The 15,820-nt window shown below is 72.1% G+C and carries 13 protein-coding genes and 3 pseudogenes; 7 read left to right on the forward strand and 9 right to left on the reverse strand.

The features are described from left to right. Positions 1 to 230 precede the first annotated feature (230 nt). From nhaA to EJG53_RS18670, 3 genes are read left to right on the forward strand one after another with little or no spacing between them, the layout of a single operon-like run. Complete coding sequence (gene nhaA, locus EJG53_RS18660; protein ID WP_371858803.1) at positions 231 to 1,583, forward strand: Na+/H+ antiporter NhaA; 1,353 nt, start codon at positions 231 to 233, stop codon at positions 1,581 to 1,583. 44 nt (positions 1,584 to 1,627) lie between these two features. After that, complete coding sequence (locus EJG53_RS18665) at positions 1,628 to 2,086, forward strand: phage holin family protein (protein WP_031010079.1); 459 nt, start codon at positions 1,628 to 1,630, stop codon at positions 2,084 to 2,086. Beyond that, a complete protein-coding gene (locus EJG53_RS18670; protein ID WP_125045799.1) occupies positions 2,083 to 3,009 on the forward strand; it encodes an alpha/beta fold hydrolase in 927 nt (308 codons plus the stop codon). Before EJG53_RS18665 ends, EJG53_RS18670 begins: the two co-directional genes overlap by 4 nt. Positions 3,010 to 3,432: 423 nt before the next feature. On the opposite strand, the gene EJG53_RS18680 is transcribed toward EJG53_RS18670, so the two are convergent. The 3 genes and pseudogenes from EJG53_RS18680 to nth form a co-directional block, all read right to left on the reverse strand. After that, positions 3,433 to 4,632 carry a MarP family serine protease gene (locus tag EJG53_RS18680; protein ID WP_125045800.1) on the reverse strand — a complete coding sequence of 400 codons (1,200 nt, stop codon included), beginning with the start codon at positions 4,630 to 4,632 and terminating at the stop codon, positions 3,433 to 3,435. 13 nt (positions 4,633 to 4,645) lie between these two features. Continuing rightward, positions 4,646 to 5,350 carry an NUDIX hydrolase gene (locus EJG53_RS18685; protein ID WP_125045801.1) on the reverse strand — a complete coding sequence of 235 codons (705 nt, stop codon included), beginning with the start codon at positions 5,348 to 5,350 and terminating at the stop codon, positions 4,646 to 4,648. 191 nt (positions 5,351 to 5,541) lie between these two features. After that, positions 5,542 to 6,659 (reverse strand): annotated as a pseudogene (gene nth / locus EJG53_RS18690) (endonuclease III). Between the two features lie 251 nt (positions 6,660 to 6,910). Here nth and EJG53_RS18695 point away from each other — a divergent pair. Continuing rightward, on the forward strand, positions 6,911 to 7,585 hold the full coding sequence (locus tag EJG53_RS18695; RefSeq protein WP_003981529.1) for a Crp/Fnr family transcriptional regulator: 675 nt from the start codon (positions 6,911 to 6,913) through the stop codon (positions 7,583 to 7,585). Positions 7,586 to 7,674: 89 nt separating this feature from the next. Here the strand turns inward: EJG53_RS18695 and EJG53_RS18700 are convergent, their stop codons facing one another. Next, positions 7,675 to 8,694 (reverse strand): agmatine deiminase family protein, encoded by a 1,020-nt coding sequence (locus tag EJG53_RS18700; protein WP_244955208.1) that lies wholly within the window; start codon positions 8,692 to 8,694, stop codon positions 7,675 to 7,677. 105 nt (positions 8,695 to 8,799) lie between these two features. Here EJG53_RS18700 and EJG53_RS18705 point away from each other — a divergent pair, with 105 nt between their 5' ends. After that, positions 8,800 to 9,393, forward strand: a complete 594-nt coding sequence (locus EJG53_RS18705) for a TetR/AcrR family transcriptional regulator (protein WP_125045804.1) — start codon at positions 8,800 to 8,802, stop codon at positions 9,391 to 9,393. Positions 9,394 to 9,486: 93 nt separating this feature from the next. Here EJG53_RS18705 and EJG53_RS18710 read toward each other — a convergent pair whose 3' ends face one another. From EJG53_RS18710 to EJG53_RS18725, 4 genes and pseudogenes are all read right to left on the reverse strand, one after another. After that, positions 9,487 to 10,323: an MBL fold metallo-hydrolase gene (locus EJG53_RS18710; RefSeq protein ID WP_125045805.1), complete on the reverse strand. Its 837-nt coding sequence runs from the start codon at positions 10,321 to 10,323 to the stop codon at positions 9,487 to 9,489. Positions 10,324 to 10,417: 94 nt separating this feature from the next. Further along, a pseudogene (locus tag EJG53_RS42575) lies at positions 10,418 to 11,299 on the reverse strand (NUDIX hydrolase); the annotation flags it as partial. Positions 11,300 to 11,528: 229 nt separating this feature from the next. Then, positions 11,529 to 11,993, reverse strand: a complete 465-nt coding sequence (locus EJG53_RS18720) for a RidA family protein (protein WP_125045806.1) — start codon at positions 11,991 to 11,993, stop codon at positions 11,529 to 11,531. Next, positions 11,990 to 12,151, reverse strand: a complete 162-nt coding sequence (locus tag EJG53_RS18725) for a DUF4177 domain-containing protein (protein WP_003981536.1) — start codon at positions 12,149 to 12,151, stop codon at positions 11,990 to 11,992. The genes EJG53_RS18720 and EJG53_RS18725 overlap by 4 nt, the downstream gene beginning before the upstream one ends. 151 nt (positions 12,152 to 12,302) lie before the next feature. Here EJG53_RS18725 and EJG53_RS18730 point away from each other — a divergent pair. Next, a pseudogene (locus tag EJG53_RS18730) lies at positions 12,303 to 13,297 on the forward strand (ArsA family ATPase). Next, positions 13,294 to 14,712, forward strand: a complete 1,419-nt coding sequence (locus EJG53_RS18735; protein ID WP_244955209.1) for an ArsA family ATPase — start codon at positions 13,294 to 13,296, stop codon at positions 14,710 to 14,712. The pseudogene EJG53_RS18730 and the gene EJG53_RS18735 overlap by 4 nt, the downstream one beginning before the upstream one ends. Positions 14,713 to 15,260: 548 nt before the next feature. On the opposite strand, the gene EJG53_RS18740 is transcribed toward EJG53_RS18735, so the two are convergent. Next, positions 15,261 to 15,653: a WhiB family transcriptional regulator gene (locus tag EJG53_RS18740; protein WP_030022571.1), complete on the reverse strand. Its 393-nt coding sequence runs from the start codon at positions 15,651 to 15,653 to the stop codon at positions 15,261 to 15,263. Positions 15,654 to 15,820 lie beyond the last annotated feature (167 nt).

Here is a 15,820-nt window from a genome sequence, read left to right on the forward strand (position 1 = left end):
CGCACCCCTCGCCGGGCGGCCGATCGCACCATTTGCCCGTAAGGTGAAGATCGCCGGAATGTTCCCCTCGCAGCCCGGGTACAGTAGGGATCGCGTCAAGAACGCGACAAATACCAAAGGTGCGCCGGGAAGTCTGGTCGGCAACTGCAACAGCCGTATCCAGCTGCCGAAACACCGGAGGTCCTCGCGTGAGCGCGCCCCACAACCGCCGATCCATATTCCTCGGGCGGATGTCCCTGCCCGAGCGGAACTTCATCGCGGAAGCCCTGCGCGCCGAGACCGTGGGCGGCGTCCTGCTGCTCGTCGCCGCCGTCGTGGCCCTCCTCTGGGCCAACGTCCTCGGGGACAGCTACGAGTCGGTACGGGGTTTCCACCTCGGCATCGGCTCCATCGGACTGGACCTCTCCCTCCAGCACTGGGCCGCCGACGGCCTGCTCGCCGTCTTCTTCTTCGTCGCCGGTATCGAGCTCAAGCGCGAGCTGGTCGCGGGTGACCTGCGCGAACCCAAGAAGGCCGCGCTCCCGGTGGTCGCCGCGCTGTGCGGCATGGCGATGCCCGCCCTCGTCTACTTCGTGGTCAACACCGTCGGCGGCGGCTCGATGGACGGCTGGGCGGTGCCGACCGCCACCGACATCGCCTTCGCGCTGGCCGTGCTCGCCGTCATCGGCACGTCCCTGCCGTCCGCGCTGCGCGCCTTCCTGCTCACCCTCGCCGTCGTCGACGACCTCTTCGCGATCCTGATCATCGCGGTCTTCTTCACCTCGCAGCTCAACTTCCTGGCGCTCGGCTTCGCCGTCGCCGGCCTCGCCGTCTTCTACCTGCTGCTGCGCAAGGGCGTCCGCGGCTGGTACATCTACGTACCGCTCGCCCTGGTCATCTGGGGCCTGATGTACAACAGCGGCGTGCACGCCACCATCGCGGGCGTCGCCATGGGCCTGATGCTGCGCTGCCACCGCCGCGACGGCGAGGAGCAGTCTCCCGGCGAGCACATCGAGCACCTGGTGCGGCCCGTCTCGGCCGGTCTCGCGGTGCCGCTGTTCGCCCTCTTCTCGGCGGGCGTGTCGATCTCCGGCAGCGCGCTGCACGACGTGTTCACCAAGCCGGAAACGCTCGGCGTCGTGCTCGGTCTGGTCGTCGGCAAGGCCCTCGGCATCTTCGGCGGTACCTGGTGCGCGGCCCGCTTCACCAGAGCGGAGCTGAACCCCGACCTCAAATGGCCGGACCTCTTCGCCGTCGCCTCACTCGCCGGCATCGGCTTCACGGTCTCGCTGCTCATCGGCGAGCTGGCCTTCACCGACGACCCGCTGCTGACCGACGAGATCAAGGCCGCCGTGCTGACGGGCTCGCTGATCGCCGCCGTGCTGTCCGGAATCCTGCTGAAGATACGTAACGCCAAGTACAAGAAGCTGTGCGAGGACGAGGACCGCGACGAGGACCAGGACGGCATCCCGGACGTGTACGAGCTGGGCAACCCGGAGTACCACCTGCGGATGGCGAAACTTCTCGAAGCGAAGGCCGCGGAACACCGCCGCCTTGCCGAAGTGGCCTCCGGCGCGAACGCCGGGGACGATGGTCCGGCATGATCTGAGAGGCTTTGCATCCGGGAGAAGACAAGAGGGAGACGTCGATGAGCACAGCCGACGACGGCGCGGACCGCAGCCTCGGGCAACTGGTGGCCACGGCCACCGCCGAGATGTCCGCACTGGTGCACGACGAAATCGCACTGGCCAAGGCCGAGCTGCGGCAGGACGCCAAGCGGGCCGGCATCGGCAGCGCCGCGTTCCTGGTGGCCGGCGCGCTGGCGCTGTTCGCGCTGCCGGTCCTGAGCTTCGCCGCCGCCTACGGCATCCACAACCTCGGCCTCGGCCTCGCCTGGTCCTTCCTGATCGTGGGCGGTGCCTTCCTGGTCGTCGCCCTGCTGCTGGTCCTGATCGCGGTCAGCAAGCTCAAGAAGATCAAGAAGCCCGAGAAGACCATCAGTTCGGCCAAGGAGACGGCGGCCGTACTGGGGAACGTCAAGCCGCATCCGCGGGCGGTCCCCGAGGACCACCCGGTCCTGGAGTCTGTGACACGCTCCTCCGTATGACGGCTACCGACAGTTCCGACTCGGTCGTACGTCCCGAAGGTCCCTGGACCCACCGGGACGTGGCGGCCAACGGTGCGCGTTTCCACATCACCGAGATGGGTGACGGCCCGCTGGTGCTGTTGCTGCACGGCTTCCCGCAGTTCTGGTGGACCTGGCGCCACCAGCTCCCGGCGCTCGCCGGAGCGGGTTTCCGTGCGGTGGCGATGGACCTGCGGGGCGTGGGCGGCAGCGACCGCACGCCCCGCGGCTACGATCCGGCCAACCTGGCCCTGGACATCACCGGGGTCGTACGGTCCCTGGGCGAGCCGGACGCCGCGATCGTCGGGCACGACCTCGGCGGCTACCTGGCGTGGACCGCGGCCGTGATGCGGCCGAAGCTGGTCCGGCGGCTGGCGGTGTCCTCGATGCCGCACCCCCGCCGCTGGCGCGCGGCCATGCTGGCCGACTTCAAGCAGAGCCGGCAGAGCTCCTACGTATGGAACTTCCAGCGGCCCTGGCTGCCCGAGCGCCGGCTGGTGGCGGACGACGCCGCCCTGGTGGGCCGCCTGATCCGGGACTGGTCCGGGCCGCGGCTGCCCGAGGACGAGGACGTCGAGGTCTACCGGCGGGCGATGAGCATCCCCTCGACGGCGCACTGCGCGATCGAGCCGTACCGCTGGATGGTCCGGTCGATGGCCCGGCCGGACGGCATCCAGTTCAACCGGCGCATGAAGTGGCCCGTACGGGTGCCGACGCTGCATCTGCACGGCTCGCTCGACCCCGTGATGCGCGCCCGCAGCGCGGCCGGTTCCGGCGAGTACGTGGAGGCCCCGTACCGCTGGCGGCTCTTCGACGGGCTCGGGCACTTCCCGCACGAGGAGGACCCGGTGGCGTTCTCCACCGAACTGATCAACTGGCTGAAGGACCCGGAACCGGACCGGTAGACCGGGCCGGCGAGGTCCGGGCGGGGCGGGACGCAAGGGCCGGACGGGGCGACACGCCGACCGGATCCGAACGCGCGTATGACGAACAGCCAATTGCCGCCCGCATAGGCCAATTGACGGGCCGCCGGGCGGTTACGGAGCCCGGGGCCCGGGCAGAGTCGTGGGTATGGGCTGGACGCACGACTACCGTGACGTGGCACGCAACCGCCGCAGCAACGCCGCTGCCGTGGGCACTCAGGAGAGGGGTTCCTCGGACCTTGTGTCCGGTGAGTCTCCCGGGTTCGCCCACCCGCTGGGCATTCCGCACATCCTGCGCCGCCGCGCGCGCTGGATGACCGCGCGCCTCAAGCATCCACGGACCTGACCTCCGCCGGGGCCCCGGGCCAGGGAGCGGCCGCCGCCCCCGCCCGGTCCGGCGTCCGGTCACATCGCGCACCCCTGACTGTCGACCGCCCGCTCGGCGGTACGCCCCTTGGTGATGTCCTCGCGGATCTCGTCGGCGGTCAGCGCGTAGCCGGTGTGGGCGTCGTCCAGGGACTTGGCGAAGACCACTCCGTACACCTCGCCGCCCGGCGTGAGCAGCGGTCCGCCGGAGTTGCCCTGCCGGACCGTGGCGTACAGGGAGTACACATCACGGCCGACCGTGCCGCGGTGGTAGATGTCCGGGCCGTTGGCCTGGATGCGGCTGCGGATACGGGCCGCGCGGACGTCGTAGCCGCCGTTCTCCGGGAAGCCGGCGACGATGGCGCCCTTGCCGGTGCTCGCGTCGTCCGCCGCGAAGCGCAGCGCGGGCGCGGGCAGCGACGGCACGTCGAGCACCGCGATGTCGCGCTCCCAGTCGTACAGGACGACCTTCGCGTCGTACGTCCGGCCCTCGCCGCCTATCTGGACGGTCGGCTCCTTGACGCCGCCCACCACGTGGGCGTTGGTCATGACCCGGTGCCGCGCGAAGACGAAGCCGCTGCCTTCGAGGACCTTGCCGCAGCTCGGGGCCGTACCGACGACCTTGACGATGCTCTTGCGGGCCTGGGCCGCGACCGGGCTGCCGGCCAGCTTCGGGTCGGGCGCGGGCACCGAGTGGATCGGCTCGTTCGAGAACGGCGTGAAGACCTGCGGGAAGCCGTTCTGCGCAAGCACCGAGGAGAAGTCCTGGAACCAGGTGTTCGCCTGTTCCGGCATCACCTGGGAGACACCGAGCAGCACCTTGGAGTTGCGGACCTCCTTGCCCAGCGTCGGCAGGGAGGTGCGCGCCAGCGCGGAGCCGATCAGCCAGGCGACCAGCAGCATCGCCAGGACGTTGACCAGCGCGCCGCCGGTGGCGTCCAGGGCGCGCGCCGGTGACCAGGTGATGTAGCGCCGCAGCTTGTTGCCCAGATGGGTGGTCAGCGCCTGCCCCACGGACGCGCACACCACCACGACGGCGACCGCCGCGATCACCGCGAAGGTGCCCGGTGTGGCGTCGTCGGTGACCTGGTTCCAGATCACGGGCAGCACATAGACCGCGACCAGGCCGCCGCCGAGGAAGCCGATCACGGACAGGATGCCGACGACGAAGCCTTGGCGGTAGCCGACGACGGCGAACCACACCGCCGCGAGCAGCAACACGATGTCCAGCACGTTCACGCCCGCCACCGTCTCACGCACGCCGGTCGAGCGGGACCTGCTCGGTGCGGTCCCACGGCCGTTCCCACCCCGCGTAGTGCAGGATCCGGTCAATCACCCCGGCCGTGAAACCCCAGACCAGGGCATCCTCGACGAGGAAGGCGGGGCCCACGTGACCGCTGGGGTGGCGGGCCGTCACCCGGTGCGCGGGGTCCGTGAGGTCCGCCACGGGAACCGTGAAGACCCGGGCGGTCTCCGCCGCGTCCACCGGCCCCACCGGGCTCGGCTCCCGCCACCAGCCCAGGACGGGCGTGACGACGAAGCCGCTCACGGGGATGTACAGCCGCGGCAGCACACCGAAGACCTGCACACCCGACGGGTCCAGACCGGTCTCCTCCCACGCCTCGCGCAGCGCGGCACGCACCGGACCCTCCCTCTCCGGATCGCCGTCCTCCGGGTCGAGGGCGCCGCCGGGGAACGAGGGCTGGCCGGCGTGCGAGCGCAGGGTGCCCGCGCGCTCCATGAGCAGCAGCTCCGGGCCGCGGTCGCCGTGCCCGAAGAGGACCAGGACGGCGGACTGCCGGCCGCCGCTCTCGGGCGGCAGGAATCTGCTGAGCTGATGGGGCTCGATCGTGGCGGCGGCGCGCGCGACCGGCGCCAGCCAGTCCGGCAGGCCGTCGGAGCTGACGTCCGTCCCGTACGCCGCGGTCTTGCCGTACTGCTCCCGTGCGCTCGTCATACGCGCCCCCTCAGGCCCTTGGATCGGTGGGATCGATGGTCATGCGGCCGTGGCCGGTCCTCTTGGGGGTGAGTCCGGCAGCGGGCGGTCCGGTTCCCTTCCGGGGTGTGACGCTTTCGTCCCGCGCGGGGCGGCGCAGGCGGAACGGGCGCCGGCGGGCCGGGGCCGCGGGCACCGGACACGGGCGGCGTTCAACGGCCCGCCAGCGGCGGCGCGGGCTGTCCCGGATAGTCGGCCGGGGCCGCAGCCGCTGGCCCGGCTGACCGCCCATCTCGTACTTGAGCAGCTTCTTCGCCTTCTCCGGGTCCAGCTCGCCCTCACCGTACGAAGGGCAGTCGTGCGCAATGGGGCAGGCGCCGCAGGCGGGCTTGCGGGAGTGGCAGACGCGGCGGCCGTGGAAGACGACGCGGTGCGAGAGCATCGTCCACTCGCTCTTCGGGAAGATCTCGGCGATCTCGGCCTCGACCTTCTCCGGGTCCGTCTGCTCCGTCCAGCCGAAGCGCCGGACCAGCCGGCCGAAGTGGGTGTCGACCGTGATGCCCGGTACGCCGAAGGCATTGCCCAGGACGACGTTGGCGGTCTTGCGGCCGACGCCCGGCAGCGTCACCAGGTCCTCCAGGCGGCCGGGCACCTCGCCGTCGAAACGGTCCCGTAGCGCCGTCGAGAGGCCCAGCAGCGACTTCGCCTTGGCCCGGAAGAAGCCGGTCGGCCGGATCAGCTCCTCCAGCCGCTCCGGATCGGCGGCGGCCATGTCCTCCGGGGTGGGGTAGGCCGCGAACAGCGCCGGGGTGGTCTGGTTGACCCGCAGGTCGGTGGTCTGCGCGGACAGCACCGTGGCGCAGAGCAGCTCGAAGGAGTTGCGGAAATCCAGCTCGGGGTGGGCGTACGGATACACCTCGGCCAGCTCGCGGTTCATCCGGCGGGCGCGGCGCACCATGGCGGTACGGGACTCGTCCTTGAAGGCGCGGGTGGGGGCGGTGGTTGCCTTGGCGGGGGTGGTTCCGGCCGTTTTGGCGGGGGCCTTGGTGGCTGATTTCTTGGCGGGGGTCTTCGGGGCGGCGGTCTTTGGGGCCGCGGCGGTCTTCTTGGCCGTGGTGCCCCCGGCCGTGGCCTTCTTGGCCGTGGTCTTCTTCGCCGCGGACTTCGCCGCGGTGGTCTTCTTGGCGGCGGCCGTCTTCGCCGTGGTCTTCTTCGCGGCAGAGGTCCCGGTTGCGGCCGTGTCGGCGGACTTCTTCCGCGTCGTCGCCTTACGCACCTTTTCCCCGGATTTCACCGCTTTCGCGGCTTCGGCGGGCGCCTGTTCGCCCACAGCGGAATCACGGCCCGCGCTCACTCGCTCAGCCCCCTTGTCCTGTGCTCTCACCGGCGTATTGGACACTCGGCCAGACTAAGGCCACCCACTGACATCCGGTCCGATCACCGGTGCCCGTGGGTCCAATCGGCCCCCTGCCGTATGGCTTGCGCCACGGGTCCGGCATCCTTGTGATTGATCGCACTGTTTTGCATTCCGGCATGATGGGGACCAAGGTCCCTTTGAGCATGTCGACAAGGAGAGATCTCGTGGACGACGTTCTGCGGCGCGCACCGCTCTTCGCGGCGCTCGACGATGAGCAGGCGGCCGAGCTGCGCGCCTCGATGGGAGAGGTCACGCTCGCCCGCGGCGACGCCCTGTTCCACGAAGGGGACCCGGGCGACCGCCTGTACGTGGTCACCGAGGGCAAGGTGAAGCTGCACCGCACCTCCCCGGACGGACGGGAGAACATGCTCGCGGTGCTCGGCCCCGGTGAGCTGATCGGCGAGCTCTCCCTGTTCGACCCGGGCCCGCGTACCGCCACCGCCACCGCACTGACCGAGGTCAAACTGCTGGGCCTGGGCCACGGCGACCTGCAGCCCTGGCTCAACGCCCGCCCGGAGGTCGCCACGGCGCTGCTGCGCGCCGTCGCGCGCCGCCTGCGCAAGACCAACGACCAGATGTCCGACCTGGTCTTCTCCGACGTGCCGGGCCGCGTGGCCCGCGCGCTCCTGGACCTGTCGCGCCGCTTCGGCGTGCAGTCCGAGGAGGGCATCCACGTCGTGCACGACCTCACGCAGGAGGAGCTGGCCCAGCTCGTCGGCGCCTCGCGCGAGACGGTCAACAAGGCCCTCGCGGACTTCGCGGGCCGCGGCTGGCTGCGCCTGGAGGCGCGCGCGGTGATCCTGCTGGACGTGGAGCGCCTGGCGAAGCGCTCGCGCTGACGCGTACCGGCTGCACAGCACAGGGCAGCACGAAAGGGTCCTTCTCCTGCGGGAGCGGGACCCTTTCGCGTGAAACCGGCCGAACGGCCCTACGGCACCCTCGGCCGCTGCTGCGTGGCGCAGTGGATGCCGCCCCCGCCCTCACCGGCCGCGTCGATCGGGATCTGCCGGATGTCGCGGCCCGGGTGCAGGTCGCGCAGCACCCCGGCCGCCCGGTCGTCGGCCCGGCGGTCACCGAACCGCGGCAGGACCACCACGCCGTTCGCCACGACGTGGTTCAGGTACGAGGTGAGGAACTCCGGGCCGCGCTCCCCGATGGCGTACGGGTCGGGCTCCGCGATCTCGACGATCTCCAGGCGCCTGCCCCGGGCGTCGCGGGCCTCCGCCAGGACGCCGCGGGCCTGCTCGTACGCCCGGGTCCAGACATCCGGGCCGTCCCCGTGCCAAGGACGGTTCAGCAGCACGACACCGGGTGCCGCGAAGCGCGCGAGACCGTCGATGTGGCAGTCCGTGACGTCTTCGCCCCGTACGCCGTCGACCCAGATCACCCGGGAGACGCCCAGCACGCGGCGCAGCTCGCGCTCGATCCCCGCCCGGGTGCTGCCGGGGTTGCGGTTGGGGTTGACCAGGGAACTCTCGGCGGCGAGCAGCGTGCCTTCGCCGTCCACCTCGAAGGAGCCGCCCTCGGCCGTGAGGGCGGCGTCGACCCGGGGGATGCCCTCGTGGCGCAGCAGGTTCCGGGCGACGAGCGCGTCGTTCGGGTGGCGCTGCTTGCCGCCCCAGCCGTTGAAGTGGAAGTCGACGCCCATCCGGGCGGCGGCGCCCTCCGGCGCGTCCGGCCGGGTCACGAAGACCGGCCCGGTGTCCCGTATCCACAGGTCGTCGACCGGCACCGGCACGATCCCGACCGACGTACCGCAGGCCCGGCGGGCCCGTACCTCCTCCTCGGGGCCGGCCAGCAGGACGACCGGCTCGTACTCGGCGAGGGTGCGTGCCAGCCGCGCGATGTCGCGCTGCACGGCGGGCGCCAGGTCGCCCCAGAGGGAGCCCGAGGGCGGCCACGCGAGATATATGCCGTCGTGCGGCTCCCATTCGGCAGGCATGCGCATGGCCGATCGCTCCTCCATTCCTGACTGAAATTTCAGTCAGCCACTTTCCGACGGTAGCACCGGGCGGGCCCGGCCGCGACCGGGTACGGAGTACGGTGGGCGACTGTGTCCGAGCGCCGACTGCAGATCCTGGAAGCCGCGACCCGCACCATCGCGCGGAGCGGCGTACGCGGCCTGCGGGTGGAGGAGATCGCGGCCGCGGCCGGCGTCTCCACCGGGCTGATCTACTACCACTTCGGCGGCCGGGCCGAGCTGCTCCGCCGCACCCTGGACTTCATCGGCGAACGCGCCGAACGCTGCACGGCGCCGGACCCGGAGACCGTCCGCACGGCGGGCCCGCGCGCGCAGTTGGAGGAGATGCTGCTGCGCGAGCTCCAGGGCACCCCGGAGCTGGTGGAGAACAGCACCGCCTGGGGCGAGTTCCAGTCCAGCGCCGTCTTCGACCCCGGACTGCGGGAGCAACTGCGCGAGGCGACCCGGCAGTGGACGGACGACGTGGCCGACCTCGTACGGGAGGCGCAGGCCGCCGGTACGGCCGACCGGAACGTCCCGGCGGCCGACGCCGCCGAGCGGCTGACCGCGCTGGTGGAAGGGCTCAGCACGCGCTGGCTCAGCGGCTCGGTCCCCTTGGAGCGCGCCCGCGAGCTGTTGCGCGGCGGCATCGAACGCGAACTGGGCCCGGCGGCGGAAACGGACTGAGGCGGCAGCGGCCCGGGGGCCGGGCACCGCCCCCGGGCCCGTACTCCTCTGGACCGGCCCCCTGGATCGCCCCCTGAACCGGGCTCCCCCGAATCAGCCCTCGATCAGCCCGTGCTCCCCGAGACAGTCCAACTGCGCCCGTACGGACAGCTCGGCCGCGGGCCACAGCATGCGGTCCACGTCCGCGTACACGCTCGCGACGACCTCCGAGGGCGTGCGGTACCCCGCCTCGACCGCCGTCTCGACCTGCGCCAGCCGGTTGGCGCGGTGCGCGAGGTAGAACTCGATCGCGCCCTGGGCGTCGCTCAGTACGGGCCCGTGGCCGGGGAGGACGGTCGTGACGCCGTCGTCGACGGTCAGGGACCGCAGCCGCCGCAGCGAGTCCAGGTAGTCGCCCAGCCGGCCGTCCGGGTGCGCGACGACGGTGGTCCCGCGGCCCAGGATCGTGTCGCCGGTCAGCACGGCGGCGTCGGCCGGGAGGTGGAAGGAGAGCGAGTCGGCGGTGTGCCCGGGGGTCGGTACGACCCGCAGCTCCAGGCCACCGGTGGTGATCACGTCCCCGGCGGCCAGCCCCTCGTCGCCCAGGCGCAGCGCCGGGTCCAGGGCCCGTACCGGGGAGCCGGTCAGCTCGGCGAAACGTTCCGCTCCCTCGGCGTGGTCCGGGTGACCGTGCGTCAGCAGGGTGAGGGCGACCCGCTTCCCGGCCTGCTCGGCGGCGTCCACGACCGCCTTGAGGTGGGTCTCGTCCAGCGGCCCGGGGTCGATGACGACGGCCACGTCGGCGTCCGGCTCGGCGACGATCCAGGTGTTGGTGCCGTCCAGGGTCATCGGGGACGGGTTCGGGGCGAGCACGCACCGGGCGCGGTCGGTGGCGGGTCCGGCGATGTCCCCGGCGCGGGGCCGGCCGGGCAGGGCGGCTGCGTACGTCATGCGGTGGACTCTCCCGTGGTCGTGGGCGGGCTCGGGGGCGGCGTGGCGGCCGGGCTCCCGGTCGCGGACGGTCCGGCGGCGGAACTTCCGGGCGCGGGCGCGGCGGCCGGGTGAGGTGCTTGGTGAACTCCTCGTGCCCCGGCCAGCTCAGGACGATCTCCCCGTCCTTCAGCTCCGCCCGCGCGAGCACCGGCGTCAGGTCCCGGCCGGCGGCCGCCGCGAGGGCTTCGGCGGCCGTCCCGTACGCCTCCAGGCCGCGCAGCGTCGAGATCGTCGGCGGCATCATCAAGAGCTCGCCGCGGTCGTAGCCCGCGGCGGCCTCGGCGGGGCGGATCCACACCGTACGGTCGGCCTCCGTGGAGACGTTCCGGGTGCGCTGGCCCTCGGGCAGCACCGCCGCGAAGAACCAGGTGTCGTAGCGGCGGGGTTCGAACTCCGGGGTGATCCAGCGGGCCCACGCCCCCAGGAGGTCGCTGCGCAGGACCAGGCCGCGGCGGTCCAGGAAGTCCGCGAAGGACAGTTCGTGGGCGACCAGCGCCGCGCGGTCCGCGTCCCAGTCGTCGCCGGTGGTGTCGGCGACCACGGTCCCGGCGGAGGTGCCGGCGAGCAGTACGCCCGCCTCCTCGAAGGTCTCCCGGACGGCCGCGCAGACCACGGCCTGCGCCGCGGCCTCCTCGCCCGCCCCGAAGCCGAGCCGCCCGGCCCACTCGGTGAGCGAGGGCCCGGCCCAGGCCACCGGCCGCTCGTCGCGCGGGTCGACGGACCCGCCCGGGTAGGCGTACGCGCCGCCGGCGAAGGCCATGGAGGTACGTCTGCGCAGCATGTGGACGGCGGGACCGCCCGCGTCGGTGTCCCGCAGCAGCAGAACGGTCGCGGCCCGGCGGGGCGCCGCCGGGGTCAGCTCGCCGTGCGCGAGGGCCCGGATTCGGGCCGGCCATTCCGGCGGGTACCACTGGCCATTGGGGGTCGACGACATGGCCGGATGTTATGCGCTGGCGCGCGGATGTTCGAGGGGGCGCTTCTTCGGCCACTGTGCGCGGGGGCCGGGTGCGGGGTCGTCCTACGGGGCCGCGGATACGGAGCCGCGGGCACGGAAACGGGGCGGGCCCGGTTCCCCGGCCCCGCCCCGTTCGTATCCGGTCACACCCGGTCGTACGCGACCCGTACGAAGTCATGCGCGGTCATACGCAGCCCTGCGCGGAACGTCAGTCCGCGACCTCGACCTGCATCTCGACCTCGACCGGCGCGTCGATCGGCAGCACGGCCACACCGACCGCGGAACGGGCGTGCACGCCCTTGTCGCCCAGCACCTCACCCAGCAGCTCGCTGGCGCCGTTGACGACGCCCGGCTGGCCGGTGAAGTCGGGGGCCGAGGCGACGAAGCCGACGACCTTGACGACCCGCACGATCTTGTCGAGGTCGCCGACGACGGACTTCACGGCGGCCAGCGCGTTGAGCGCGCAGGTCGCGGCCAGTTCCTTGGCCTGCTCGGGGCTGACCTCGGCGCCCACCTTGCCGGTGACCGGCAGCGCGCCGTCCACCATCGGCAACTGGCCGGAGGTGTGGACGTACGCGCCCGAGCGCACCGCGGGCTGGTACGCCGCCAGCGGCGGCACGACCTGCGGCAGCTTCAGGCCGAGCTCGGCGAGCCTGTCCTCCACCGCGCTCATGCCTGCTTCTCCCGCTTCAGGTAGGCCACCAACTGCTCGGGGTTGTTGGGCCCCGGCACGACCTGGACCAGCTCCCAGCCGTCCTCGCCCCAGGTGTCCAGGATCTGCTTGGTCGCGTGCACGAGCAGCGGCACGGTCACGTATTCCCACTTGGTCATGGGGCCGAGCGTAATGCCTGTACCGGTGGCGCGCGGACGCGGCGGGGCGCCCCGGGCGCGCGGCCGGTACGCGCCGGTCGCGCGCCCCCGGCGCACAACCCGACGCCGGTCCCGTGCGTAGCCCGCCACCGGACTGGTTAGGCTCCTTGGCGTGAGCAGGCTCCATGTCGTCAGCGGCAAGGGCGGTACCGGCAAGACCACGGTCGCCGCTGCCCTCGCCCTCGCCCTGGCCACCGAGGGACGCCGTACCCTCCTGGTCGAGGTCGAGGGCCGGCAGGGCATTGCCCAGGTGTTCGAGACCGAGGCGCTCCCGTACGAGGAGCGCAAGATCGCGGTGGCCCCCGGGCCCGACGGAGGAGGTGTGTACGCCCTCGCCATCGACGCCGAGCGGGCGCTCCTGGACTACCTCCAGATGTTCTACAAACTCGGCGGCGCGGGCCGCGCCCTGAAGAAGCTCGGCGCGATCGACTTCGCCACGACCATCGCGCCCGGACTGCGGGACGTCCTGCTGACCGGCAAGGCGTGCGAGGCGGTGCGCCGCAAGGACAAGCGCGGCCGGTTCGTCTACGACGCCGTCGTGATGGACGCCCCGCCCACCGGCCGCATCACCCGCTTCCTGAACGTCAACGACGAGGTCGCGGGCCTGGCCAAGATAGGACCGATCCACAACCAGGCCCAGGCCGTGATGCGGGTCCTGAAGTCTCCCGAGACGGCGGTCCACCTGGTGACCCTGCTGGAGGAGATGCCCGTCCAGGAGACCGTGGACGGCATCGCGGAGCTGCGCGCCGCCGGACTGCCGGTGGGCGGCATCGTGATCAACATGACCCGGCCCGAGGTGCTGGACACCGGCGAGGTCGACATCGCCGCCAACGGGGCGCGCAGGGGCATCGCCGAGGCGCTGGCCGAAGCGGGGCTGCACGGCGGCCGCCGCGGCGCGGCCGGTGTGAAGTGGGCCGACGGGCTCATCGCCCCCTCCTGGAAGAAGCCCGCGAGCACGCGCAGCGCGTCGACCTGGAGCGGGCCGAGCACGCCGAGCTGGCCGGTCTCGACCTGCCGACCTACGAGTTGGAGCTGCTCCCCGAGGGAGTGGACCTCGCCGGGCTGTACCGGCTCGCGCGAGACCTGCGGAAACAGGGGCCCATATGACCGCGGACGCAAGCCTCCCGGACGACGGCACCGCCGGCGACGCCGCGCCGTCCCGGAACACCGCACCGCCCGCCTCCGGGCACGGCGCGCTGCACTCCCCCGCCGCCCTCCTGGAGGTCGACCCGCTGCTCGACGACCCGGGCACCCGCATCGTCGTGTGCTGCGGCTCCGGCGGCGTCGGCAAGACCACGACCGCCGCGGCCCTCGGCGTACGCGCCGCCGAACGCGGCCGCAAGGCCGTCGTGCTGACCATCGACCCGGCCCGCCGGCTCGCGCAGTCGATGGGCATCTCGGAACTGGACAACGTCCCCCGCCGGGTCAAGGGCATCGACGACAGCGCGGGCGGCGAGCTGCACGCCATGATGCTGGACATGAAGCGCACCTTCGACGAGATCGTCGAGGCGCACGCGGACGCCGAGCGGGCCCGCGCCATCCTGGAGAACCCCTTCTACCAGTCCCTGTCGGCCGGTTTCGCGGGCACGCAGGAGTACATGGCCATGGAGAAACTGGGCCAGCTCCGCTCCCGTGACGCCTGGGACCTGATCATCGTGGACACCCCGCCCAGCCGGTCCGCGCTGGACTTCCTGGACGCGCCCAAGCGGCTCGGGTCCTTCCTGGACGGCAAGTTCATCCGGGTGCTGATGGCGCCCGCGAAGGCCGGCGGGCGGGCCGGGATGAAGTTCCTCAATGTCGGCATGTCGATGATGACCGGCACCCTCAGCAAGATCATGGGTGGTCAACTGCTGCGTGACGTACAGACGTTCGCCGCCGCCATGGACACCATGTTCGGCGGCTTCCGTACCCGCGCGGACGCGACGTACCGGCTGCTCCAGGCGCCCGGCACCGCGTTCCTCGTCGTGGCGGCGCCGGAGCGGGACGCGCTGCGCGAGGCCGCGTACTTCGTCGAGCGGCTGGCCGCCGAGCAGATGCCGCTGGCCGGGCTGGTCCTGAACCGGGTGCACGGCAGCGGCGCCGCCCAGCTCGGCGCGGAACGGGCGCTGGCCGCCGCCGAGGCCCTCACGGACCGGGACCGGGCCGCCGCCGAGGAACCGTCCGGCGACCGGTCCGAAAATCTTGACGGCGACGGCATTGTGGATCTAGCGGACGGGAAGGCTGACTCTCGTACCGCCGACGGCCACTCCCCCGCCGCGGCGGACCCACGGACAACGGACGACACCCCGTCGGCAGCACGCCTCGCTGCCGGGCTGCTGCGGCTGCACGCGGAGCGGATGCACGTACTCGCCCGCGAGCGGCGGACGCGCGACCGCTTCACCGCGCTGCATCCCGAGGTCCCGGTGGCGGAGATCGCCGCGCTGGCCGGTGATGTGCACGACCTGGCGGGGCTGCGCGCGATCGGCGACCGCCTCGCCAGCCAGGAACGGACGGACGACGACACCCGGCACGCCGAGGACTGACCAGAGGACCGGCCGAGGGCCGTCCGGGCAGGACCCAGGTCACGAAACGGCCCCGCCGAGACCCGGAAACAGCCCCGACGCGGCTCTGTACGGGGCCCAAGAGGCCGCAGGGGCAAGGGACCAAGGGGCAACCACCCCGGGGGCAGCAGAAGCGGCGGAAACAGCGGTCCACGGCGAACAGAGACAGACTGAGCAACGAGCCCGGCACCTTCAGGGCCGCCGGTCCGGCTTCCTGCACGCGCGGCACATCCGTACGGACTCGGCTTGTGCGGCCGTGAGTCGCACGAACTCGTCCCGTACGGACAGGGGTCCCGTACGGACAGGGCCCAGCCCGGACCAAAGCGCGCCGACACCGAACATGCCCACTGGCCACGTCCCTGCACCGCGCCGACCACGCCCGTGCACAGAGAACGTCCAACGCCGATCACGACCGTGCGTGAAGCACGACGATCACGACCGCACAGCGGTCACGACCGTACGCCGACCGTTCCGGCCCGTGCCGAATACGCCCGTGGACCATCCGGCCCACGGCAGACGGCTGGTGACGTCTAACCGACTGCGGCGTAGTCGTCGTACGTACCGTCGTAGCGGTTGCCGTACGCGTTGTCGTAGGTGTTCTCGTACGTCTCGTCGTCCTCACAGTCCACGGGCAGGATGCCGGTGCTGCGCTCGTATTCCGTACGCGCCGTCTCCAGCAGCCGGCGCCACGAGGTGACGGTCGGGCGGCGGCGCAGCAGCGCCCTCCGCTCGCGCTCGGTCATGCCGCCCCAGACTCCGAACTCCACGCGGTTGTCCAGGGCGTCGGCCAGGCACTCCGTCCGCACCGGGCATCCGGTGCAGACCGCCTTGGCCCGGTTCTGGGCCGCGCCCTGAACGAACAGCTCGTCCGGATCGGTGGTGCGGCAGGCTGCCTGTGTACTCCAGTCGGTTACCCAGCTCATGCTGGCGCCGTCCTCTCCCGAATCGAGGCTCCCCCACGGCGGCAAGCGGCATATTCACCGTTGCCAGTTGAGGACGTTACGGAAGGCGAGCAGGGCGCAACACCCCCTTCGGGCCCAATCTTGAATGGCCCGAACGGACTATGCGTACGCGGCAGATCACCCAACGG

This window comes from Streptomyces chrestomyceticus JCM 4735 (assembly GCF_003865135.1).
Lineage (GTDB): Bacteria > Actinomycetota > Actinomycetes > Streptomycetales > Streptomycetaceae > Streptomyces > Streptomyces chrestomyceticus.

Excerpts from the sequence above, each read along its gene's own strand:
- EJG53_RS18710 (WP_125045805.1), bottom strand. The coding sequence starts at position 10,323 with ATGACGTACGCAGCCGCCCTGCCCGGCCGGCCCCGCGCCGGGGACATC.
- EJG53_RS18700 (WP_244955208.1), bottom strand. The coding sequence starts at position 8,694 with ATGCGCATGCCTGCCGAATGGGAGCCGCACGACGGCATATATCTCGCG.
- EJG53_RS18670 (WP_125045799.1), top strand. The coding sequence starts at position 2,083 with ATGACGGCTACCGACAGTTCCGACTCGGTCGTACGTCCCGAAGGTCCC.
- EJG53_RS18725 (WP_003981536.1), bottom strand. The coding sequence starts at position 12,151 with ATGACCAAGTGGGAATACGTGACCGTGCCGCTGCTCGTGCACGCGACC.
- nhaA (WP_371858803.1), top strand. The coding sequence starts at position 231 with ATGTCCCTGCCCGAGCGGAACTTCATCGCGGAAGCCCTGCGCGCCGAG.
- EJG53_RS18720 (WP_125045806.1), bottom strand. The coding sequence starts at position 11,993 with ATGAGCGCGGTGGAGGACAGGCTCGCCGAGCTCGGCCTGAAGCTGCCG.
- EJG53_RS18735 (WP_244955209.1), top strand. The coding sequence starts at position 13,294 with ATGACCGCGGACGCAAGCCTCCCGGACGACGGCACCGCCGGCGACGCC.
- EJG53_RS18665 (WP_031010079.1), top strand. The coding sequence starts at position 1,628 with ATGAGCACAGCCGACGACGGCGCGGACCGCAGCCTCGGGCAACTGGTG.
- EJG53_RS18740 (WP_030022571.1), bottom strand. The coding sequence starts at position 15,653 with ATGAGCTGGGTAACCGACTGGAGTACACAGGCAGCCTGCCGCACCACC.
- EJG53_RS18685 (WP_125045801.1), bottom strand. The coding sequence starts at position 5,350 with ATGACGAGCGCACGGGAGCAGTACGGCAAGACCGCGGCGTACGGGACG.